This is a genomic window from Streptomyces cinerochromogenes (genome assembly GCF_014648635.1).
GTDB lineage: Bacteria > Actinomycetota > Actinomycetes > Streptomycetales > Streptomycetaceae > Streptomyces > Streptomyces cinerochromogenes.
In genome coordinates this window covers 71,329-92,148 of the sequence record NZ_BMRM01000006.1, presented here as the reverse complement: position 1 = coordinate 92,148, position 20,820 = coordinate 71,329, and the positions used below count along the sequence as shown (strand labels likewise).

Annotated in this window: 18 protein-coding genes and 1 pseudogene; 5 read left to right on the top strand and 14 right to left on the bottom strand. The window is 72.4% G+C overall.

Going from position 1 to position 20,820, the window contains the following annotated elements:
* Positions 1 to 11: 11 nt before the first annotated feature.
* Positions 12 to 1,952 (bottom strand): AMP-dependent synthetase/ligase, encoded by a 1,941-nt coding sequence (locus IEZ20_RS13545; RefSeq protein WP_189297992.1) that lies wholly within the window; start codon positions 1,950 to 1,952, stop codon positions 12 to 14.
* Positions 1,953 to 2,217: 265 nt separating this feature from the next.
* Between IEZ20_RS13545 and IEZ20_RS13540 the strand changes: the two genes are divergently transcribed.
* The gene (locus IEZ20_RS13540) at positions 2,218 to 3,090 is read left to right on the top strand and encodes a MaoC/PaaZ C-terminal domain-containing protein (protein ID WP_189297990.1); all 873 of its coding nucleotides are present in this window, start codon (positions 2,218 to 2,220) and stop codon (positions 3,088 to 3,090) included.
* A gap of 114 nt (positions 3,091 to 3,204) precedes the next feature.
* On the opposite strand, the gene IEZ20_RS13535 is transcribed toward IEZ20_RS13540, so the two are convergent.
* From IEZ20_RS13535 to IEZ20_RS13495, 9 genes and pseudogenes are all read right to left on the bottom strand, one after another.
* Positions 3,205 to 3,855, bottom strand: coding sequence for a TetR/AcrR family transcriptional regulator (locus IEZ20_RS13535; RefSeq protein ID WP_189297988.1), 651 nt, complete (start codon positions 3,853 to 3,855; stop codon positions 3,205 to 3,207).
* Positions 3,856 to 3,886: 31 nt separating this feature from the next.
* The gene (locus IEZ20_RS13530) at positions 3,887 to 4,195 is read right to left on the bottom strand and encodes a DUF4229 domain-containing protein (RefSeq protein ID WP_189298519.1); all 309 of its coding nucleotides are present in this window, start codon (positions 4,193 to 4,195) and stop codon (positions 3,887 to 3,889) included.
* A gap of 94 nt (positions 4,196 to 4,289) precedes the next feature.
* Entirely contained in the window at positions 4,290 to 4,814 is a 525-nt protein-coding gene (locus IEZ20_RS13525) for a GNAT family N-acetyltransferase (RefSeq protein WP_189297986.1), read from the bottom strand.
* Between the two features lie 40 nt (positions 4,815 to 4,854).
* Positions 4,855 to 5,518, bottom strand: a pseudogene (locus IEZ20_RS13520) (UdgX family uracil-DNA binding protein).
* 35 nt (positions 5,519 to 5,553) lie between these two features.
* Positions 5,554 to 6,717 carry an aminofutalosine synthase MqnE gene (gene mqnE, locus IEZ20_RS13515; RefSeq protein WP_189297984.1) on the bottom strand — a complete coding sequence of 388 codons (1,164 nt, stop codon included), beginning with the start codon at positions 6,715 to 6,717 and terminating at the stop codon, positions 5,554 to 5,556.
* 82 nt (positions 6,718 to 6,799) lie between these two features.
* A complete protein-coding gene (locus tag IEZ20_RS13510; RefSeq protein WP_189297982.1) occupies positions 6,800 to 7,255 on the bottom strand; it encodes an Lrp/AsnC family transcriptional regulator in 456 nt (151 codons plus the stop codon).
* Between the two features lie 54 nt (positions 7,256 to 7,309).
* Positions 7,310 to 7,972, bottom strand: coding sequence for a UbiX family flavin prenyltransferase (locus tag IEZ20_RS13505; protein ID WP_189297980.1), 663 nt, complete (start codon positions 7,970 to 7,972; stop codon positions 7,310 to 7,312).
* Between the two features lie 79 nt (positions 7,973 to 8,051).
* On the bottom strand, positions 8,052 to 8,948 hold the full coding sequence (gene mqnP, locus IEZ20_RS13500) for a menaquinone biosynthesis prenyltransferase MqnP (RefSeq protein WP_189297978.1): 897 nt from the start codon (positions 8,946 to 8,948) through the stop codon (positions 8,052 to 8,054).
* Positions 8,945 to 10,402: a menaquinone biosynthesis decarboxylase gene (locus IEZ20_RS13495; RefSeq protein ID WP_189297976.1), complete on the bottom strand. Its 1,458-nt coding sequence runs from the start codon at positions 10,400 to 10,402 to the stop codon at positions 8,945 to 8,947. The genes mqnP and IEZ20_RS13495 overlap by 4 nt, the downstream gene beginning before the upstream one ends.
* An 88-nt stretch (positions 10,403 to 10,490) precedes the next feature.
* Here IEZ20_RS13495 and IEZ20_RS13490 point away from each other — a divergent pair, with 88 nt between their 5' ends.
* The 4 genes from IEZ20_RS13490 (at position 10,491) to IEZ20_RS13475 (ending at position 16,788) form a co-directional block, all read left to right on the top strand.
* On the top strand, positions 10,491 to 11,453 hold the full coding sequence (locus IEZ20_RS13490; protein ID WP_189297974.1) for an isopenicillin N synthase family dioxygenase: 963 nt from the start codon (positions 10,491 to 10,493) through the stop codon (positions 11,451 to 11,453).
* A 168-nt stretch (positions 11,454 to 11,621) separates the two neighbouring features.
* Entirely contained in the window at positions 11,622 to 13,028 is a 1,407-nt protein-coding gene (locus IEZ20_RS13485; protein ID WP_189297972.1) for a condensation domain-containing protein, read from the top strand.
* A gap of 101 nt (positions 13,029 to 13,129) precedes the next feature.
* Entirely contained in the window at positions 13,130 to 15,241 is a 2,112-nt protein-coding gene (locus tag IEZ20_RS13480) for a hypothetical protein (RefSeq protein ID WP_189297970.1), read from the top strand.
* Positions 15,241 to 16,788: an ABC transporter substrate-binding protein gene (locus IEZ20_RS13475; RefSeq protein WP_189297969.1), complete on the top strand. Its 1,548-nt coding sequence runs from the start codon at positions 15,241 to 15,243 to the stop codon at positions 16,786 to 16,788. Before IEZ20_RS13480 ends, IEZ20_RS13475 begins: the two co-directional genes overlap by 1 nt.
* Here the strand turns inward: IEZ20_RS13475 and IEZ20_RS13470 are convergent.
* From IEZ20_RS13470 to IEZ20_RS13455, 4 genes are read right to left on the bottom strand one after another with little or no spacing between them, the layout of a single operon-like run.
* The gene (locus IEZ20_RS13470; protein WP_189297967.1) at positions 16,785 to 17,234 is read right to left on the bottom strand and encodes an SRPBCC family protein; all 450 of its coding nucleotides are present in this window, start codon (positions 17,232 to 17,234) and stop codon (positions 16,785 to 16,787) included. The two genes, IEZ20_RS13475 and IEZ20_RS13470, sit on opposite strands and share 4 nt — an antisense overlap.
* Positions 17,235 to 17,259: 25 nt before the next feature.
* A complete protein-coding gene (gene ccsB, locus IEZ20_RS13465; protein WP_189297965.1) occupies positions 17,260 to 18,348 on the bottom strand; it encodes a c-type cytochrome biogenesis protein CcsB in 1,089 nt (362 codons plus the stop codon).
* Entirely contained in the window at positions 18,345 to 20,042 is a 1,698-nt protein-coding gene (gene resB, locus IEZ20_RS13460) for a cytochrome c biogenesis protein ResB (RefSeq protein ID WP_189297963.1), read from the bottom strand. The genes ccsB and resB overlap by 4 nt, the downstream gene beginning before the upstream one ends.
* 3 nt (positions 20,043 to 20,045) lie before the next feature.
* Entirely contained in the window at positions 20,046 to 20,819 is a 774-nt protein-coding gene (locus IEZ20_RS13455; protein WP_189297961.1) for a cytochrome c biogenesis CcdA family protein, read from the bottom strand.
* Position 20,820: the final 1 nt, after the last annotated feature.

The window sequence follows — 20,820 nt, the reverse complement described above, 5'->3', positions numbered from 1 at the left end:
GCTTCCTCGGCTCAGCGCTCGTACAGCCCCTCCACCTCCGCCGCGAAGTCCCGCAGGATCTGGTCGCGGCGGAGTTTCATGGACGGGGTCAGGTGGCCGGCTGCCTCCGTGAAGTCCACCGGCAGGACGGCGAAGCGGCGGATGGACTCGGGGCGGGAGACCATGCGGTTCGCCTCGTCCACGGCCCGCTGGAGGACGGCGTGCAACTCCTCGTCGCCCACCAGGAGTTCTGGCGGTACCGGGTGCTTGCCGATCATCTGGCGCCAGTGCGTGGTGCCCTGGGGGTCGAGGGTGATCAGGGCCGCCACGAAGGGGCGGCCGTCGCCGACCAGCATCACCTGGCTGATCAGGGGGTGCTGGCGCAGCCAGTTCTCCAGGGGGGCCGGGGCCACCGACTTGCCGCCCGCCGTGATGAGCAGTTCCTTCTTGCGGCCGGTGATGGTGAGGTAGCCGTCGTCGTCCAGCTCTCCCAGGTCGCCCGTCGGGAGCCAGCCGTCCCGGGTCGCGGGGACCACGCCTCCGGCCCGGGGGTCCCAGTAGCCGCGCAGGACGTGGTCGCCGGAGAGGAGGATCTCGCCGTCCGCCGCGATGCGGACCCTCGTGCCGGGCAGCGGCCAGCCGACCGTGCCGAGACGGGGTTTCAGGGGCGGGGTGACCGTCGAGGCGCCGGTGGTCTCCGTGAGGCCGTAGCCCTCGAAGATCTCGATGCCGGCACCGGCGTAGAACGCGGCGAGGCTGCGGCCGAGCGGGGAGCCGCCGCAGATGACGTGGCGGACGCGGCCTCCCATCGCGGAGCGGATGCGGCGGTAGACGAGGGGGTCGTAGAAGGTGCGCTGGGTCTTCAGGGCGCGGCTCGGGCCGTTCCCGGTGCCGGTCTGGCGGGCCTCCAGTGCCTCGCCGTAGCGCCGGGCGATGTCCGCCGCCCGGTCGAAGGCGCCCACCCGGCCGCCCGACTCCGCCTTGGCCCGCGCGGAGTTGTAGATCTTCTCCAGCATGTAGGGGATGGTCAGCAGGCAGGTCGGTCTGAAGGCGGCCAGGTCCGGGAGGAGGTCGGCCGGGGCCAGGCTGGGGGCGTGGCCGAGGCGGACCCGGGCGCGGACGCAGGCGATGGCGACCATGCGGCCGAAGACGTGGGACATGGGGAGGAAGAGGAGGACCGAGAGGTCGTCGTCCTTGGCCTTGAAGACGGGGTGGAGGAGTTCGATCGCGTTGTCGACCTCGGCGAAGAAGTTGCCGTGCGAGAGGGCGCAGCCCTTGGGGCGGCCGGTGGTGCCTGAGGTGTAGATGAGGGTGGCGAGCGTGTCGGGGCCCAGCATGCCCCGGCGTACGCCGACCTCCCCGTCCGGTACCGGTGCGCCCGCCTCCGCCAGCCGGGCCACGTGGTCCTTCTCCATCACCCACACGTGCCGCAGGTCGGGGAGGTGGGCGAGTTCGGGGCCGAGGGCGGCGGCCTGGGCGGCGGTCTCGGTGACGAGGGCGACCGCGCCGGAGTCGTGCAGGATCCAGCGGGTCTGGAAGACGGAGGAGGTGGGGTAGACGGGGACGGTGACCAGGCCGGCGGCCCAGGCGGCGAAGTCGAGCAGCGTCCAGTCGTAGGTCGTGCGGGCCATGACCGCGATGCGGTCCCCGGGCATCAGACCCTCCGCGATCAGGCCCCTGGCGACCGCCTCCACCTCGGCGGCGAACCGGGCCGCCGTCACGTCCTTCCAGCCGCCGTCGGAGAGCCTGCGGCTGAGGACGACCTTGTCGGGGTCCGCCTCCGCGTTGTCGTAGGGCAGGTCGGCGAGGGAGCCGTGGGTGACCGGGGGTGCGAACGGGGGGACGGACACCTCGCGCACCGCGCCGTCGAGCCGGCGTATCCCGGGCTCGACGAGGACCGGGCGGCCGTCGTAGTCGGTGGCGGAGACCGGGGTGCCGGAGGAGGCGGGCGGGGTGGGGTACGGCGTGGTCACGGGCGGCTCCTCTGGCGTGCGTGCACCCGCGGTGAGCCCGGCGAGGGGTTACCGCTGGTTAGGCAGGTGATCGTACGGCTCCGCTGTGAGGGGGTTGTGCGGGTTCGGGGAGGGTCCGGGGCCGGGGATGTGCAGCCTCGGGGCGTATGTGACGGGTGTTCAACTTTGCGTGCGGGCCGTGCGGGTCGCGGCTTACCTCCGGTAACCTTACTCCGGAGTAAGCACTTGTCAGCCCTCCGGAACCCACGTCGCGCGGGAGTTGCGCATGGCCGACCGTCACCTCGGCAGCCCGACGGACACCGTCACCCTGGACGCCGCGCCCGCGCTGGCGCCCCTGCTCGCCCGGGGCGCCCTGCGCTCCCCCTTCAAGCGTCCGGCCCCCGGTGCCGGCTTCCCGCGCACCCGGCTCGTCCTTCCCGGCGTGCGCGTCGACCTGGCGAAGCTGGCCGCCTACGAGCGGGTGTGCGGCTTCGCGACCGGCGCGCCCGAACTCCCGGTCACCTACCCGCACGTCCTCGGCTTCCCGCTGGCCATGCGGCTGATGAGCGGCCGGGACTTTCCGCTGCCGCTGCTCGGACTCGTCCACACGTCGATCGAGATCGAGCGGGGCGCCGCGCCGGCCGCGGACGGGGAGTACGACGTGGAGGTCCGGGTGGAAGGGCTCGCACCGCACCGGCGGGGCACCGAGGCGACGGTGGCGACCGCACTGTGCTCACGCGGGGAGCCGGTGTGGACGTCCCGGAGCACCTATCTGGCGCGGCACCGCACCGGCACGGTGACGGCACCCGAGCCGCGCGGGGACACCGGTGCCCGGCTGCCCGTCGTGGCCGAGTGGAACCTCGGCGACGACGTGGGGCGGCGGTACGGTGCCGCGTCCGGCGACCGCAACCCGATCCACCTGTCCCCGCTCACCGCCCGCCTCTTCGGCTTCCCCCGGGCCATCGCCCACGGCATGTGGACGGTCGCCCGCTGCCTGGCCGCCCACGGCACTCCCGACGCGGCCGAGGTGCGGGTGCGCTTCCGGGCGCCGGTGCTGCTGCCGGGGACCGTGGTGTACGGGGCCGACGGGAGCGGGCGGTTCGAGCTGCGGGGCGAGGACGGGCGGGTGCACCTGACCGGGGAGGTGCGGGGGAAGTGAGCGCCGTGGCGGGGGGCCGGGTGCGGGGGACATGAACGCCGTGGCGGAGTGCGGGTGCGTGGGGGGTGTTCGCGTCACGCGGTGGAGCCGCACGTCAGGCGCGGCCCCGCGCCTCTAGGCCGGCTCGGCCGGCGGTGTCCAGACCTGGCCCCGCATCAGGCTGCCCAGTCCCGCCCACGCGAAGTTCATCAGCGTGGTCGCCGCCTGGCGGGCCGTGGTCCCGGGTGTGGCGTTCGCCCAGGCCGCCAGGGACTCCGCCGCGCCGACCAGGGCCTCGGCGAGGCCGGCCACCTCGTGCTCGGGGAGGTCGGGGTCGCGGTGCGCCTCCCGGGCCGCCACCGCGACCAGCCGGGTCACGAACGCGACGATCTCCGCGCGCATCGCGGCGACCTCGGCGACGAAGGGCTCGCCGTGCGTGCGGGCCTGGAGGTGCAGCACCGACCAGCCGTCGGGATGGTCGGCGGTGTGCGCGAAGAACGCCCGCAGCCCGTCCCAGAGTTGCCGGTCGGCGGTCAGCCCCGGCCGGACCGCCGCGCGCACGGCCGCCGTGAGCGCGGCGGCCTCGCGGCGGATGCAGGCGGTGAAGAGGTCTTCCTTCGAGTTCAGGTACAGGTAGACCAACGGCTTGGACACGCCCGCGAGTTCGGCGATCTCGTCCATCGAGGCGGCCATGTACCCGCGCTGCCCGAAGATCCGTACGGCGGCGTCGAGCATCTGCTGCTCCCGCACCGCCCTCGGCATCCGTTTGGTCCTGACCGCACCCATGACGGCAAGACTAGTGGGGCCGGGGCCCGGACTAGCTGGACGCGGCGGCCCCGTCCTGCGTGCGCGACCGGTCGTCGGCCACGTCCTCCTGGCTGCGGTTGGCCTCCAGGTTGGCCTTCACCCGGTCCACCTTGTTCACGATCTGCACCGAGGCCCGGTCCCGCTCCTTGCGCAGCACCACCCAGCTGATCGGCGCCGAGAGCACCAGGGAGAGCAGCAGGACCCACAGGCCGTTGGAGTTGCCGAAGCCGCGCGGGAAGATGCCCGAGTAGACGGCACCCCAGACGACCACGAGGCAGCCCGCGAAGATACCGAGGCGCATCAGCGTGTAGCGGAGCATCTCAATCCAGTCGTCAGATTCCAAAAGGGGTCATCGTCCAGTGAAGCACGGACGGCGGGCGATCACGCAGGGGGGTGGGGACTGGGGGCCGGTGTCAGCCGAGGGGCAGCAGCATGACGACCTCGTCGCGGTCGTCGCCGGGCGCGACCCGGATGGCGTCCGGGACGCGGCCGACCTCCTTGTAGCCGCAGGAGGCGTAGAACCGCTCCAGCCCGTGTCCGCCCCGGCAGGTCAGCCGTATCGCCTCCACGCCCTCCATCGCGCGGGCCGCGTCCGCGGCGGCGGCCAGCAGGTCGCGGCCGTAGCCCTTGCCCTGGTGCCGGGGGTGGACCATCACCGTGTACAGCCACACCCAGTGCGGCATCAGCCGGTGCGCGTTGCGGGTGAGGAAGGCGGCCGCGGCGACCTCGCCGGCCTCGTCGTGGCCGACGAGCAGCCGGGTGCGCCCCTCGGCCATCTGCACGAAGTGCCGGACCAGCTCCGGGCGTATCTCCTCACGGGTCACCGGGGCGACGAAGCCGACGGCGCCGCCCGCGTTGGAGACGTCCGTCCACAGGCCGAGGATGCCGTCGCGGAGGGCGGGGGTGAGGGCGGGATCCAGGGTGAAGGTAAGAGGCACGGATGGAGTGTATCTATTACCGCAGGGGGGTGTGTGTCCCCTACCCGAGGGCGTGCGCGGCCACCTTCAGATCGGCCACCAGGCCCTCGTACGCCGCCCTGCGCTCCTTGTCGTCCTGCGCGCGCAGCACGGAGGACGGGTGCACGGTGGGCACCAGCCGCTCCGGCCGGCCGGCCGTGGATCTCCCGCTCCAGCACGGTCCCGCGCACCTCGCCCACCCGGAACGACGACCCCAGCAGCGCCTTCCCGGCCGTGGCGCCGAGCACCACGATCAGCTCCGGCTCCACCAGCGCCAGTTCGGCCGCCAGCCAGGGGCCGCAGGCCGTCATCTCCCTGAGGCTCGGCGCCTTGTGGATGCGGCGCTTGCGGGGCTCGGACCGGGTGAACTTGAAGTGCTTGACCGCGTTGGTCACATAGGCATCGGCGGGGTCGATACCGGCCTCTTCGAGCGCCCGGTCGAGCAGCTTGCCCGCCGGGCCGACGAAGGGCCTGCCCCGGCGGTCCTCCTGGTCACCGGGCTGCTCCCCCACCAGCATGACGCGGGCCTCGGTGCTTCCGGCGCCGAAGACCGTCTGGGTGGCGGCCCGGTGGAGCGGGCAGCCACGGCAGTCTCCGGCGGCTCGGCGGAGGGCTTCCAGGTCGGCGCCCTTGGGGACGAAGGGCGCCGCCGTGTAGGCGTCCTCGGGGGCTCGGGTGGTCGGCATGCGGCCCGAGTACCCGCCGTGGGTGGGCGGAAGAGTCAGACGCGCATCGGCTGCGGCGACTCCCGGCGCGCGGGGTCCGGGCCGTCGTACTCGCGGATGATCTCGTAGCGCGTGTTCCGTTCCACCGGGCGGAAGCCCGCGTCGCGGATCAGTTCCAGGAGGTCCTCGCGGGTCAGCTTGTTCGGCGTGCCGTAGTTGTCCGCGTCGTGGGTGATCTTGTACTCGACGACCGAGCCGTCCATGTCGTCCGCGCCGTGCTGGAGGGCCAGCTGGGCGGTCTGGACGCCGTGCATGACCCAGAAGACCTTGACGTGCGGGACGTTGTCGAACAGCAGCCGCGACACCGCGAAGGTCTTCAGGGCCTCCGCGCCCGTGGCCATCTGGGTGCGGGCCTGAAGGCGGTTGCGGATCTTGCCGTCCTTCATGTCCACGAAGTCGTGCTGGTAGCGCAGCGGGATGAAGACCTGGAAGCCGTTCGTCTCGTCCTGCAGCTCACGGAGCCGGAGGACGTGGTCGACGCGGTGCCTCGGCTCCTCGATGTGGCCGTACAGCATGGTGCACGGGGTCTTCAGACCCTTCTCGTGCGCCAGGCGGTGGATGCGGGACCAGTCCTCCCAGTGGGTGCGGTGGTCCACGATGTGCTGCCGGACCTCCCAGTCGAAGATCTCCGCGCCGCCGCCGGTGAGGGACTCCAGGCCCGCGTCGATCAGCTCGTCCAGGATCTCGGACGCCGACAGGCCGCTGATCGTCTCGAAGTGGTGGATCTCCGTGGCGGTGAACGCCTTCAGCGAGACGTCCGGGAGGGCCGCCTTCAGCTCCCGCAGGGAGCGGGGGTAGTACCGCCAGGGCAGGTTCGGGTGCAGGCCGTTGACGATGTGCAGCTCGGTGAGGTTCTCCGACTCCATCGCCTTGGCGAGCTTGACGGCCTCCTCGATGCGCATCGTGTACGCGTCCTTCTCGCCCGGCTTGCGCTGGAACGAGCAGTAGGCGCAGGAGGCCGTGCACACGTTGGTCATGTTGAGGTGCCGGTTGACGTTGAAGTGGACGACGTCACCGTTCTTGCGGGTGCGCACCTCGTGGGCGAGCCCGCCCAGCCAGGCCAGGTCGTCCGACTCGTACAGCGCGATGCCGTCCTCGCGGGTCAGCCGCTCACCGGAGCGGACCTTCTCCTCCAGCTCGCGCTTGAGCCCGACGTCCATGCCAACACCTTTCTCCGACAACTCCGGCCAACGGTACTCCCCCGCTCTCGCGGCGGGTGGCGCCCCCAACGGCGCAGCGCGCCTAGACCTCCTCGGGCAGTTCCCCGACCCGGTTCTCCCACTTCGTGGAGAGCACGATCGTGGTACGGGTGCGGGAGACGCCCTTCGTCCCGCTGAGCCGGCGGATGATCCGCTCCAGGCCGTCCACGTCCGTCGCCCGGACCTTGAGCATGTACGAGTCGTCGCCGGCGATGAACCAGCAGTCCTCGATCTCCGGCAGGTCCCGCAGCCGCTGGGCGACGTCCTCGTGGTCGGCGGCGTCGGAGAGCGAGATGCCGATCAGAGCGGTGACACCGAGGCCGAGGGAGGCCGCGTCCACCGTGGCGCGGTAGCCGGTGATGACACCGGCCGCCTCCAGCCGGTTGATGCGGTCGGTGACGCTGGGGCCCGACAGGCCGACAAGGCGCCCCAGCTCCGCGTACGAGGCCCGGCCGTTCTCCCTCAGGGCCTGGATGAGCTGCCTGTCCACCGCGTCCATGCGATCGAAGCCTTCCGGTGAAAGTTCCTGAAGTGATGAGGTACGTACGTACTGCTACTTGCCCGGCCGGCCGGCCGCCGAGCCGCCGCCCAGCTCGCCCCGCCAGCGCCGGTACAGGCCGTGTGCGACACCGGCCGCGTCCAGCACCCGGCCGGCCACGAAGTCCACGAGGTCCTGGATGTGGGTGGCGCCCGCGTAGAAGGCGGGCGAGGCCGGGACGACCGTGGCGCCGGCGTCGTCCAGGGCGACGAGGTGGCGCAGCGTCTGCCCGTTCAGCGGGGTCTCCCGTACGGCCACGACCAGCGTCCGGCGCTCCTTCAGTGTGACGCTCGCCGTGCGCTGGAGCAGGTCCTTCGACAGGCCGAGGGCCACGCCGGCGACACAGGCGGTGGAGGCGGGCACGATGAGCATCCCCTTCGCCGGGTACGAGCCCGAGGACGGGCCGGCGGCGAGGTCGCCCGCGTTCCAGTACCGGACCCCGCTGATGTCCGTGTCGAAGGTGCCGGGCTTGCCGTCGGCGCCCCGGGCGAGCCATTCCCGCAGGTCGTCCTGCCAGTGGGCGTCCCGGAACGCGATGCCCGTCTCGTCCAGCAGCGTCAGCCGGGAGGCCCGGCTGACCACGAGGTCCACCGCTTCGCCGGCCTCCAGCAGCGCTCGCAGCACCGCAGCCGCGTACGGCGTTCCGGAAGCTCCGGACACCCCCACGATCCAAGGCACGCGCTGCGTTTCTCCTGCGTTCACACCTTGAGCGTACCGGCGCGCCCGAGCGTGCTCAGGCCGGGTGGGGCCGACCCCCTCAGACGGTCAGACCCCGGACGACGAGATCCAGCAGCGCGCACACGAACAGGGCAATGCCGATGAACCCGTTGACGCTGAAGAACGCCCTGTTCACCCGGGACAGGTCGTGCGGGCGGACGATGGTGTGCTCGTAGAGGAACGCGCCGGCGACGATCAGCAGGCCCAGCCAGAAGAACGCTCCGGCGTGGGTGGCCAGGGCGTACCAGACGAACAGGGCCGTCGTGATGGTGTGGCACACCCGCGCGCCCCAGATCGCGGCCGGCACGCCGAAGCGGGCCGGGACCGACATCACGCCGATCTCGCGGTCGGTCTCCACGTCCTGGCAGGCGTAGATCAGGTCGAAGCCGCCGATCCAGACGCCGACGGCCAGGCCCAGGATCACCGCCGTCCAGGACCACTCGCCGCTGATCGCCAGCCAGCCGCCGATCGGGCCCATGGACTGGGCGAGGCCGAGGATGGCCTGCGGGAAGTTGGTGAAGCGTTTCCCGTAGGGGTAGACCACCATCGGGATCACCGCGACCGGGGCCAGGGCCAGGCAGAGCGGGTTCAGCAGGGCCGCCGCGCCGAGGAACACCACCAGGGCGATCAGGGCACCCGTCCAGGCGTGCCGCACCGACATCGCGCCGGTCACCAGCTCGCGCTGGGCCGTGCGCGGGTTCCGGGCGTCGATCTCGCGGTCGATGATCCGGTTGACCGCCATGGCGAAGGTGCGCAGGCCGACCATGCACACCGTGACCAGGAGCAGCCGGCCCCAGTGGATGTTCCGGTCCCACTCGTACATCGCCGTGAGGGAGGCGATGTAGGCGAAGGGCAGCGCGAAGACCGAGTGCTCGATCATCACCAGGCGGAGGAAGGCCTTGGTGCGGCCGGGCTGGGGAAGAGCAGCCGTCGTCACAGTCCGTACTCCTTCCAGCGGCGGTCCACCAGGGCGGCCGTCTCCGGGTCGGACTCCACCATGTCCGGCCAGCCGCCGTCGCGGGTGTAGCCCTCCTCGGGCCACTTCCGGGTCGCGTCGATGCCCGCCTTGCCGCCCCAGAACTGCTGGTAGGAGGCGTGGTCCAGGTGGTCGACGGGGCCTTCCACGACTGTGAGGTCCCGGGCGTAGTCGGTGTTGCCGAGGGCCCGCCAGGACACCTCGTGCAGGTCGTGGACGTCGCAGTCGGCGTCGACGACGACGATCAGCTTGGTGAGGGACATCATGTGCGCCCCCCAGATCGCGTGCATGACCTTCTGCGCGTGCTTCGGGTACTTCTTGTCGATCGAGACGATCGCGCAGTTGTGGAAGCCGCCGGACTCGGGCAGGTGGTAGTCCACGATGTCCGGGACGATGATCTTGAGGAGCGGGAGGAAGAAGCGTTCCGTGGCGCGGCCCAGCGGGCCGTCCTCCGTGGGCGGGCGGCCTACGACGATCGACTGGAGCAGCGGCCGCTTGCGCATCGTCACGCAGTCGATCCTCAGCGCGGGGAAGGGTTCCTGCGGGGTGTAGAAGCCGGTGTGGTCGCCGAAGGGGCCCTCGGGCAGCATCTCGCCCGGTTCCAGCCAGCCCTCCAGGACGACCTCGGCCTGCGCCGGGACCTGGAGCGGGACCGTCTTGCAGTCGACCATCTCGATCCGCTTGCCGGAGACGAAGCCGGCGAACAGGTACTCGTCGATGTCGCCCGGCAGCGGCGCCGTCGAGGCGTAGGTCACGGCGGGCGGGCAGCCGAAGGCGATCGCCACGGGCAGGCGCTCGCCGCGCCGGGCCGCGACCTGGTAGTGGTTGCGGCTGTCCTTGTGGATCTGCCAGTGCATGCCGATCGTGCGCCGGTCGTGGCGCTGGAGGCGGTACAGGCCGAGGTTGCGGATGCCGGTCTCGGGGTCCTTGGTGTGGGTCAGGCCCAGGTTGAAGAAGGAGCCGCCGTCCTTCGGCCAGGTGAACAGCGCGGGGAGCCGGTCGAGGTCGACGTCGTCGCCGTGCAGGACGACCTCCTGGACCGGCGCGTTGTCGGACTTCACCTTCCTCGGCGGGACGTGGGTCATCGCGCCCAGCTTGCCGAAGGCCTCCCGCACGCCGACGAAGCCGTGCGGCAGCTCGGGCCGCAGCAGACCGCCGATCTTCTCGGAGATCTCGCCGTACGACTTCAGGCCGAGCGCCTTCAGCAGGCGGCGGTCGGTGCCGTACACGTTCATGGCGAGGGGCATGTCCGAGCCGCGCACGTTCTCGAAGAGCAGCGCCGGGCCGCCGGACTTCTGCACCCGGTCGACGATCTCCCCGACTTCGAGATACGGGTCGACCTCGGCCTTGATGCGCTTGAGGTCTCCCTCGCGCTCCAGCGCCCGCAGCAGGGAGCGAAGATCGTCGTAAGCCATGTGTCCCAGTATCGACCACCCGCCACCCCGGCCCCGTCACCGGGTCGCTCCCCAGGAACCGCGGCGGCGGGCGGCGAGGGGTGGAAGCATGGGCCGTGTGATTCCCACCATCGATCTGCGGCGCTGGACCGTGGGGGACGCGATGACGCGTGCCGCGCTGGCCCGTGACGTCGACCAGGCCCTCCAGGCCGCCGGGTTCCTGCTGGTCACCGGACATGGGGTGGATCCCGGGCTGCGGGCCGGGATCCGGGCCGCGGCCCGGGAGTTCTTCCTGCTGCCCGCCGAGGTCAAGCAGCGGTACGCGGCGAGGGTCGGCGGGCGCGGCTGGCTGGGTCCGGGCACCGAGGCCAACGGGTACGCGGAGGGCACCGAGACCCCGCCGGACCTGAAGGAGTCGCTCACCTTCGCCACCGCCGAGCCGTTCGAGGACCCGGTCGTCAACGCCGAGTGGTACGCGCCGAACGTGTGGCCGGCGGAGGTGCCCGCGCTGCGCGGGCTGTGCGAGGAGTACCTGGGCCGGATGGCCGCGCTGGAGAAGGAGCTGCTGTCCCTGCTGGCGTGCGCGCTGGGCCTGGGCGCCGACTTCTTCGCCCGGCACATGGACCGTCCGACGTACGGCTTCAACATCAACTGGTATCCGGGCACGGAGGTCGTCGGGGAGCCGCAGCCGGGGCAGTTCCGGATCGGCCCGCACACCGACTTCGGGACGGTCACCGTCCTGGACCGGCAGGCCGGGCGGGGCGGGCTGCAGGTCCACACGGACGAGGAGGGCTGGCGGGACGCGCCGTACGATCCGGCCGCCCTCACCGTCAACATCGGTGACCTGCTGGCCCGTTGGACCGGGGACCGGTGGCGGTCGGGCAGGCACCGGGTGCTGCCTCCGCCCCTGGACGCGCCCGGCGAGGAGCTGATCTCCCTGGTGTACTTCGGGGAGTGCACGCCGGGCACGCTGGTGGAGTCGCTGCCGGCGCCGGTGGGGCGGGTGGCGTACCCGCCCGTCGACTCGCACACGTACCTGCGCGCGAAACTCGACTCGATCACCGTCGGGTGAACCTCTGGCGCGCACTCCCCCGTGGTCACCGACGGTTAATCACTTCCGCGTTCGGCCTGCCACCCGTTCCGTTGAAATGAACCGGACGGGCATGTCCCGGCCGCGTCCCACGGCATTGCCTTGGAGGGGGGCCCGCATCCAGGGGCCCCCTTCTGCGATGGGAGACGCGTGCGAATCACTGACATCCAGCGCTGCGAGGTCCGGCCGGGACGGCTCGTCGAGTGGACGCTGAGTCCGGCGACCGTCGCGGCGGCGACGGCGCTCCCGGACGACTCCCGGCCGCCCGCCTACATCCAGGAGTCGCACATCAGGACGGCACGGTGCGTCCGGGAGGACGGGCTGTTCGTGCCGACCTGGCTCGGTACCGCCTTCGACCTGCCCGGCCCGGTCGACCTCGACGTGCTGGAGCGGGCCCTGCACACCTGGACCCTGCGGCACGAGACGCTGCGCAGCGGCTTCCGCTGGGCCGGCGACGAGCTGCGCCGGTTCACCCTCGACGCGGCCGACGTGTCCCTGCGCCGGGAGGAGGCCGGCCACTTCCCCGACGCGGACGGTCTCGCCCGGCACCTCCAGCACCGCTTCGACACGGTCGCGGACGCGCTGCGCTGGCCCAACCTCATCTACACGGCGGTCGTACGCGACGACGGCGCGAGCCTGTACATGGCGTTCGACCACAGCAACGTCGACGCCTACTCCCTCCAGCGGATCGCCGCCGAGATCCACGAGCTGTACGCGGCGGGCCTGGCCGGGAGCGAGCCGGACCACGGTGTGCCGCCCGCGAGTTACGTCGACTTCTGCGAGATGGAGCGGGCCGGCGCGGACGGCATCGACGGCCGGCACGCGGTCGTGGACCGCTGGCGGGAGTTCATCCGCCGCTGCGACGGGACCCTGCCGGGCTTCCCGGTCGACCTGGGCCTCACTCCGGGCGGTCCGCTGCCCCGGCAGCAGATGATGTGCGAGCCGCTGGCGGACGCGGACGCGGCGGCGGCGTTCGAGGCGTACTGCCGGCCCTACGGCGGCAGCCTGGTCGGGATGCTGGCCGCGACCGCGCTGATCGTGCACGAACTCGGCGGGCGGCCGGTGTACCGGACGGTGGTGCCGTTCCACACCCGGGTGAAGTCGCGGTGGAGCGACTCGGTGGGCTGGTACGTGGGCGGCGCCCCGATCGAGGTGCCGGTGGGCCGCACCCGCGGCTTCCCGGAGGCGCTGCGGGCGGTCCGTGCCGAGCTGCAGGCGAACCGGTCGCTGGCCCGGATGCCGCTGGCCCGGGTGCTGCGGCTGCTCGGCGCGGACTTCCGGCCGACCTCCCCGGACCTGTACTCGATCGTGTCGTACGTCGACGCCCGCGCCATCCCGGGCGCCGGGCGGTGGGCGCAGTGGAAGGCGTACGGGCTGATGCGGGTGTCGTACGGGGACCAGGTGTGCGTGTGGGTGAACCGGCTGCCGGAGGGGCTGTGGCTGGCGAGCAGGTACCCGGACACGGACGTCGCGGCGAAGACCATGCGGCTGTACGTGGAGCGGCTGCGGGACCGGATCGCCTCGGTGGCCGACGGGAGCCTCCCGGCCGTTTCGTGATCCCCTGCGGTTTCGTGACCGAACGGTCACCACGACGGTCGCCTCCAACCCTGGCCTGAAGCAACTCCCCCTTCCTACACTGCCGTTGAGGGGGAGATGCGGTGCACAGACGGTTGCACGGGCGCGGAGCGCTGTTCGACGTCGATCCGGCCGGCCTCGCGCCACGGCTCGTGGGCCTGCGCCCGCACCAGCACCGCGCACATCCGTACGAGCATCCGGACGAACCGCCGTTCGTGGTGCTCACGGGGGCGCGCGGGCTGGGCAAGAGCGCGGTTCTCGCGGAGCTGCGGGACGCCTACCGGGGGCACACGCCCGTCGCGCTGGTCGACTGCGCGGAGGAGCAGTTCCGGGCACCGCCCCCGGACCGGCCCGCCGCCTCCTGGTCGCCGCTCGGACAGGCGCTGCTGGTGCTCGCCGAGCAGCTCGCCGCTCCGGTGACGGGCGCGGGGCGGATCACCTTCCCGCGGCTGATGTCGGGGCTGGTCGCGGTGGCCGCCGGCGGCTGGGGCGACGCCGACTCGGAGCGGATCCGCCGGGAGGTCGAGCGGATCCTGCTGCTGAACGAGAGCGGCTCCTGGATCGGCTCCCTGGCCGGGCGCTGGGCCGGGAAGGTGGCGGCCAAGGTGGTCGCCGCGGCCACCGGCACCGGTCCGCTGGTGTCGGGCGCCATCGAGGCGACCCTGGAGGCCGTCGCCGAGGGGTTCACGCACCGCCGGCACCAGAAGGCGTCGGTGTGGTACCGGACGTACCCGAACGCGGGCGGCAACGCCCAGCGCGGGCTGATCCTGCTCTCCCAGCATTTCCGGGACGGCGGCAGCTCCCGTGAGCACGCCGAGCGGTATCTGGTGCGGGCGCTGCTGGCCGACCTGACGGAGGCGTACGCGGGGGTGCTGCCGCGGATGCAGCGGCTGGGGCGGCCGCTGGTGCTGCTGGACAACGCGCAGGCGGCGCCGGGTCCGGGGCTGGTCGCGGCCGTGCTGCGGGACCGCACCGAGGGCGTCGCGGACCGGGTGGCGTTCGTCGCGGCCCGGCGCGGTGAGGGCCGTGCGGAGCTGCCGGGCGCGGTGCGGCGGGCGCTGCCGGAGGTGGCCCGGCGCTGCGACTGGGTGCCGGAGGCGACGCCCTCCTCCCGGGCGCTGCTGCTCGCGCTGCCGCCGCTGAGCGCGGACGACGCGCTGCACATCGTCGGCGCGGTCTGCGGGGACATCGCGGTCCCGCCGCACCTGCCGGCCGCCGCGCACCGGCTGACCGGCGGGAACCCGCTGGGCATCGTGCTGCTCGCCGAGTCGGCCGCGCAGGCCGCGGCCGGGGCGTCCGCGCCGGCCGACCTGCTCACGTCGGGCCTGCGGCCCGCCGAGGACCTGCCGGCCGTGCCCGCCTACGAGGCGCTGCTGGCCCGGCTGGTGCCGGCCGAGCACCTGGACGCGCTGACCGTGCTGGCCGCCGCCCACGACCACGCTTCGGCGTGCGCGCTGGCGGCGGCGCTGCTGCCGGACACCTTCGGCCCGGCGAGCGTCCGGGAGCTGCAGACGCTGCTCGCCGAGGAGGGGCTGCCCGACGTGCCGGGCCGGTTCGTCGGCGACCCGTTCGTGCGGACCCTGCTGCTGCTCCGGCTGCACCTGCGGGACGCCGACCACGCGTCCTGGCGCACCGCGCACGAGACGCTCATCGCCCACTACCCCGACGAGGGGCACGCGCCGTACCGGTTGCACCACGAACTCGCCCTCGGGGACACCGGGGGCGCGGTCGCCCACCTCCGCGACACCTTCCCGACCGCGGAGCCCCGGGCCTGGCTGCGCGGCCTGCGGTTCATCGCGTCCGCGCCGTACTTCCACGCGCACGACGCCGAGGGCCGCGACTTCACCGGCCGCGGCGACCGGCGGACCGCCATCGCGCTCGGCCGCACGGACGCCGGGCACGCGGTGCCCCCGGGTGCGGACGCCGTGCTGCACCTGCGGATACGCCGGCTGCTGCACGCGGTGTGGCTGCTGGCGGACCCGCTGGTGCTGCCCGACCCGCAGGTGTGCGACCGGCTCCGTTTCGAGCTGGAGCAGCTGTCCAACCTGCGGCCGGCGGGCAACGCGCTGCTGTGGCGGGCCTCCCGGGACTGGCCGGCGGCGGCGCTGGCCGGGCGCCCGATGGAGGACCTGGGGGACGGGGACGGCGGCGACGGCGGGGACGGCGGGCCGGACGACGACAGGGGGGAGGCGTGATGGCGCGCAGGGGTGTCGGCACGTGGGTACGCGAGGGCGTGTGGGAGATCCCGCTGCGCCGCTACACGGCCCTGCTGGTGGCGGCGGCGCTGGTGGCGGGCCTGGTGTTCGCGGTCCGGGTCCTGCTGCACGAGGACCGGTCCTGCGGGCCGGGGGTGGCCCGGCCGGAGGGCAGCGACGAGTGCGTGGGGGTGGCGACGGGGCCGTACGACTTCGGGCAGCCCCGGCTGCGGGACGTGGTCGGGGCGATCGGCCGGGAGAACGACCGGCTGAAACCGGGGAGCTATGTGACGGTGGCGGTGCTGCTGCCGTACACCTCCACGTCCCCGACCAGCCTGAACGACATCCGTCACCAGCTCCAGGGCGCCTACCTGGCCCAGTACCAGGCCAACCACGGCTCCAACGGGGAGCGCCCGCAGATCCGGCTGGTGCTCGCCAACCCGGGGGCGACCGGCGCGTACTGGAGGCGGACGGTCGAGCAGCTGACGGCGATGACGACGAGCGGGGACCGGCTGCGCGCGGTCGCCGGTGTCGGGCAGAGCACCAACGCCGCCAAGCTGGCCGTCGGGGAGCTGACCCGGCACCGGATCCCGGTGGTCGGCTCCAGCATCACCGCCGACGACCTCGCCAACGGGCAGCAGGGCAAGGACCCCTTCCCGGGGCTCGCCCGGGTGGCGCCGACCAACACCGACGAGGCCCGCGCGCTGGCCTCCTTCGCCAAGGTGAGCGCGGGCCGGGCGCTGCTGGTGTACGACAAGCCCGGCGACCCGTACACGCGCACCCTGCAGCAGTCGTTCGCGGCGCTGATCAAGGGTTCGCCGTACGAGCCGCAGCCGTTCACGCCGCCCGGCGACCGCACCGAGGAGGGTACGACCGCGAACACCTTCCGGCAGATCACGCACCTGGTGTGCGACACCTCCCGGGGGACGGACACGATCCTGTTCGCGGGCCGGCACACCCAGCTGCGCCAGTTCATCAACGCCCTGGGCGGGCGGGGCTGCCAGGACCGGAGGTTCACGGTGCTGACCGGGGACGAGGCGTCGTACCTGACCCACGAGAAGGACCTGGACCGGGGAGCGCTCCGGCACAACCTGTCCGTCCGCTACACCTCCCTCGCCCACCCGGACACCTGGCTGAGGGCGACGGAGCGGACGGGCGGCTCGGCGGCCGACTTCACCGCGCTGCGGCGGCTGCTGGCGGACGCGGACCGGGAGCCGGTGGGTCCGATCGGTACGGCCGCCCTGGACGACGGGCAGCTGATCATCGGCTACGACGCGCTGCGGCTCGCGGTGCACGGCATCCGCGAGGCGGTGCCCTCCGGCGGGTCCGTCCCGGCGCTCGGGGACGTCGGCCTGCAGTGGCCGCAGGTGAAGGGCTCGCTGCGGGTGGACGGGGCGAGCGGCTGGATCTGCCTGGACGTGCACGGCAACCCGTACGACAAGGCGGTGCCGGTGGTGGAGCTGACCCCGCAGGGCGGTTCGCACTTCGTGCGGATCGCCTGGCCGGAGGGGAAACCGCCGGGGAAGGAGTGCCTGCCGCCGTCCTAGGTGAGCTGTCCGGGGAGGGGTTCCGCATCCTCCCCGGGGGCGGCTTCCGAGGGCGCCAGGACCTCGATCAGCCGTTCGAGGCGGTCCCGCCAGCGCTGCTCGGTCTCCCCCTCGCCCTGGAACTCGTGGGTCAGCCGCAGCGCGCTCGCCCCCTCGCCGTGCCGCTCCAGGTGGAACCGGACCCGGCCGCCGCCCTCCACGGTGTACTCCGCGACGCGGTCCACGTCCCACGCCGTCACCCGCCCGGTCCCCAGGTCACGCAGGGTGACCAGACCGTCCAGCCGGGGTTCGAGAACGTCGACGGCGGTGAACCACCCCGCGAGCCCGTCGGGGGTGGTCACCGCCGGCCAGACCTCTTCCATGGGCCTCGGGAGCCGCACCAGGAAGTGGAGGATGTGCGTGTTCCCGTGGGTCTGGCTGGTGCCCTGTTCGATGGAACCGCTCATACCCCCAGTGTGTGGGACCGGGGACTCACACGCCCGCGTACGAGTGCTTGCCGCTGACGAAGATGTTCACGCCGTAGTAGTTGAACAGCCAGCAGCCGAAGGCGAGCAGCGCCAGGTAGGCGGCCTTGCGGCCCTTCCAGCCGGCCGTGGCGCGGGCGTGCAGGTAGCAGGCGTAGGCGATCCAGGTGATGAAGGACCAGGTCTCCTTCGGGTCCCAGTTCCAGTACCGGCCCCAGGCGTCGCCCGCCCAGATCGCGCCCGCGATGATCGTGAACGTCCACAGCGGGAAGACGGCCGCGTTGACGCGGTAGGCGAACTTGTCCAGGGACGCGGAGGCGGGCAGCCGCTCCAGCACCGAGGAGGCGAACGTGCCGGGCTTGCCGCCGGTCTGGAGCTTGTTCTCGTACGAGTCCTTGAACAGGTACAGGATGGTGGCGACCGCGCCGACGTAGAACACCGCACCGCAGAAGATCGCGGTGGAGACGTGGATGTACAGCCAGTACGAGTGCAGGGCGGGCACCAGCTGGTCGCTGGCCGTGTACAGGACGGTGACCGCGAGACCGAGGTCGAGCAGGACCGTCGTGATGAGGAACAGACCGAGCCAGCGCACGTTCTTCTTCAGGGCCAGCAGCGCGAGGTACACGCCGACGGCGACCGTGGAGAAGGTGATGTTGAACTCGTACATGTTGCCCCACGGCGCCCGCTCCACGGAGGCCGCGCGGGCGACGACACCGCCCAGCTCCACCAGGAAGGCGAGCGCGGTGAGGGAGATGGCGATCCGGCCGTAGAGGTCGCCCTGCTCGTCGCCGCCGTGCGCGCCGGGCCCGTCCGGCACGTCGCGGGCGCCGGACGCCGAGCGGACCACGACCTGGGGCCGCTCCAGCACGGCGGTGCCGCCCGCGCGCTGCACGGTGACGGCGGGCGCGGCCGGCTTCCGCTCGCCGGCTGCGGCGGCGGTGAGCGCGGCGGCCGTACGGGCCACCTTGCTGCGGCTGCCGAACAGCCACTCGGCGATGTAGGCGAAGAAGGCCAGGGTGTAGACGGCCATCGACGAGTAGATCAGCGTGTTGCTGATGCTCGCGAGGTGTTCGTTGGTTGCGGCGGCGAGGGTCACTTCTCAGCCCCTTCGGCAGGTACGACTGGGGATTCGGAGGCGTCGTCGGGGCCGGGGGCCCCCGGCGCCTGGTCGTAGAGGATTCCGGCGAGGTCGCCCAGCTCCTCGGGCACCTTCGCGGACTCGCTGCGGCCGAGCCCGGCCATCTCGACCACCGTCACGCCGTCGGGGCCGGTCACCGCGCGCACCCACACCCGGCGGCGCTGGATGAACAGGGACCCGGCCAGCCCGAGGATCGCGGCGGCGGCACCGCCGAGCGCCCAGCCGCCGCCCGGCTCCTGGACGATCTCGAAGCCGGCCCATTCCTTGATGTCCTTGTCGAAGGTGATGGACCCGGCGCCGTTCGGCAGCGTCAGCGTGTCGCCCGGCTTCAGCAGCTTCTTCAGCAGCCGGCCCTTGGCGTCCTTGAACGCCGTCATGTGCTTCTTGTCCATCTGGTACACGCTCTGCGGGATGCCCGAGTCCACGCCCAGGTCGCCGTGGTAGGCGTTCACCGCGAGCAGCGGGTTCAGCAGCGCCGGGAACTGGGAGAGCATCGTGCCGCTGCGTGCGTCGAAGGTGGGCACGAAGAACGACTGGAAGCCGAGCTGCTCCTTCTTGCCCTTGGCGTCGCGGTAGCCGTCCATGACCTTGACGACGCCCTGCGAGGAGACGTTGCCGTCGAGCGGCAGCAGGGGGACGGGGGCGTGGAAGACGACCGTGCCCTTGCCGTCCCGGACGGTGACGACGGGCGCGTAGCCGTGGCTGACGAGGTAGACCTTGGAGTCGTTGATCTCCAGCGGCTCGTTGACCTTGACGGTGGTCGACTTCTCCTTGCCGTACGCGCCGACGCTGTAGCGGATCCTCGCCTCGTAGGTGCGCGGAGTGCCCTTGTTGGGGCCGCTGGCCTCGTAGGTGCCCTTGAAGTCCTTCAGGTCGAAGCTGAACGGCACCAGGTCGTCGGTCTCGAACAGGCTGCCGGACTTGAAGTCGTCGTACATCGGCAGCGTGTTGGCGAAGCCGTCGCCCTCCACCATCAGCACGTTGCCGTCCGACTTGTACAGCTGGCCCGAGGCGAAGGCGACCAGCAGCACGATCAGCGCGATGTGGAAGACCAGGTTGCCCACCTCGCGCAGGTAGCCCTTCTCGGCGGCGACGGCGTCACCGGCGACATGGGCGCGGAAGCGGCGCTTCTTCAGCAGCGCGAGCGCGGCCTCGCGGACCCGCTCCGGGTCGGCCTCGGTGCGCCAGGTGGTGTAGGCGGGCAGCCGGGTCAGCCGCTTGGGGGCGGCCGGCGGGCGGCCGCGCAGCTGGCCGACGAACTGCCAGGTGCGCGGGATGATGCAGCCGATGAGGGAGACGAACAGCAGGATGTAGATCGCGGAGAACCACACCGAGCTGTAGACGTGGAACAGGCCGAGCTTGTCGTAGACCGGCGCGAGCGTCTTGTGGGCGGCGCGGAAGTCCTCGACCTTGGTGGCGTCGGCGCCGGTCTGCGGGATCAGCGAGCCGGGGATCGCGCCGAGCGAGAGCAGCAGGAGCAGCAGCAGCGCGACCCGCATGGAGGTCAGCTGCCGCCAGAACCAGCGGGCCCAGCCGATGACGCCGAGGGCGGGCGGGGCGGAGGTCTCCTCCTGCGGCGCGGTGGAGAGCTGGGAGCCCGCCGCCCCGAGGTCTTCCCGGTCCCGGCTCGTGTCGGTGTCGGTCTTGCTCATCGATCAGATCCCCACACTGAAGCCGTTGGACCAGGTCTGCATCTGCTGCACCAGGCCGTCCCAGGCGCCGGTCAGCAGCAGCAGACCGGTGCCGATCATCATCGTGCCGCCGACGCGCATCACCCAGACATAGTGGCGCTTGATCCAGCCGAAGGCGCCGAGCGCCTTGCGGAAGGCCACGGCGGCGAGCACGAAGGGCACGCCGAGGCCCAGACAGTAGGCGATCATCAGCATGGCGCCGCGCCCGGCGCTGGACTGCTCGATCGCGAGGGCGTTCACGGCCGCGAGGGTCGGGCCGATGCAGGGTGTCCAGCCGATCCCGAACAGGGCGCCGAGGACCGGTGCGCCCACCAGTCCGGTGGCGGGCCGCTTGTGGAAGCGGAACTCGCGCTGGGTGAACCAGGGCATCAGCCCCATGAAGAAGACGCCCAGCAGGATCATGAGGACGCCGAGCACCTCGGACAGGACGTCCTTGTGCGCCTGGAGGGTCCAGCCGAAGGAGCCGAACAGCGCCCCGCCGGAGACGAACACGGCGCTGAACCCCAGGACGAACAGGGAGGCGCCGGCGACCATCCGGCCCCGCCGGGCCTCGGCCAGGTCGGTGCCGGCGACGCCGGTGACGTAGGAGAGGTAGCCGGGGACCAGGGGCAGCACGCAGGGCGAGAAGAACGACACGAGGCCGCCGAACAGGGCGATCGGCAGGGCGGCCAGCAGCGCGCCGTGCAGCACTGTCTGGTTCTTGCCCGTCTCCGCCGCGAGCGTGAGGAGTGCGCTCACG

Coding starts and splice junctions, on each gene's coding strand:
- IEZ20_RS13540 (WP_189297990.1), top strand. CDS start 2,218: ATGGCCGACCGTCACCTCGGCAGCCCGACGGACACCGTCACCCTGGAC.
- IEZ20_RS13470 (WP_189297967.1), bottom strand. CDS start 17,234: ATGAGCGGTTCCATCGAACAGGGCACCAGCCAGACCCACGGGAACACG.
- mqnE (WP_189297984.1), bottom strand. CDS start 6,717: ATGGACGTCGGGCTCAAGCGCGAGCTGGAGGAGAAGGTCCGCTCCGGT.
- IEZ20_RS13495 (WP_189297976.1), bottom strand. CDS start 10,402: ATGGCTTACGACGATCTTCGCTCCCTGCTGCGGGCGCTGGAGCGCGAG.
- IEZ20_RS13530 (WP_189298519.1), bottom strand. CDS start 4,195: ATGCTCCGCTACACGCTGATGCGCCTCGGTATCTTCGCGGGCTGCCTC.
- IEZ20_RS13490 (WP_189297974.1), top strand. CDS start 10,491: ATGGGCCGTGTGATTCCCACCATCGATCTGCGGCGCTGGACCGTGGGG.
- IEZ20_RS13535 (WP_189297988.1), bottom strand. CDS start 3,855: ATGGGTGCGGTCAGGACCAAACGGATGCCGAGGGCGGTGCGGGAGCAG.
- IEZ20_RS13510 (WP_189297982.1), bottom strand. CDS start 7,255: ATGGACGCGGTGGACAGGCAGCTCATCCAGGCCCTGAGGGAGAACGGC.
- resB (WP_189297963.1), bottom strand. CDS start 20,042: ATGAGCAAGACCGACACCGACACGAGCCGGGACCGGGAAGACCTCGGG.
- IEZ20_RS13475 (WP_189297969.1), top strand. CDS start 15,241: ATGGCGCGCAGGGGTGTCGGCACGTGGGTACGCGAGGGCGTGTGGGAG.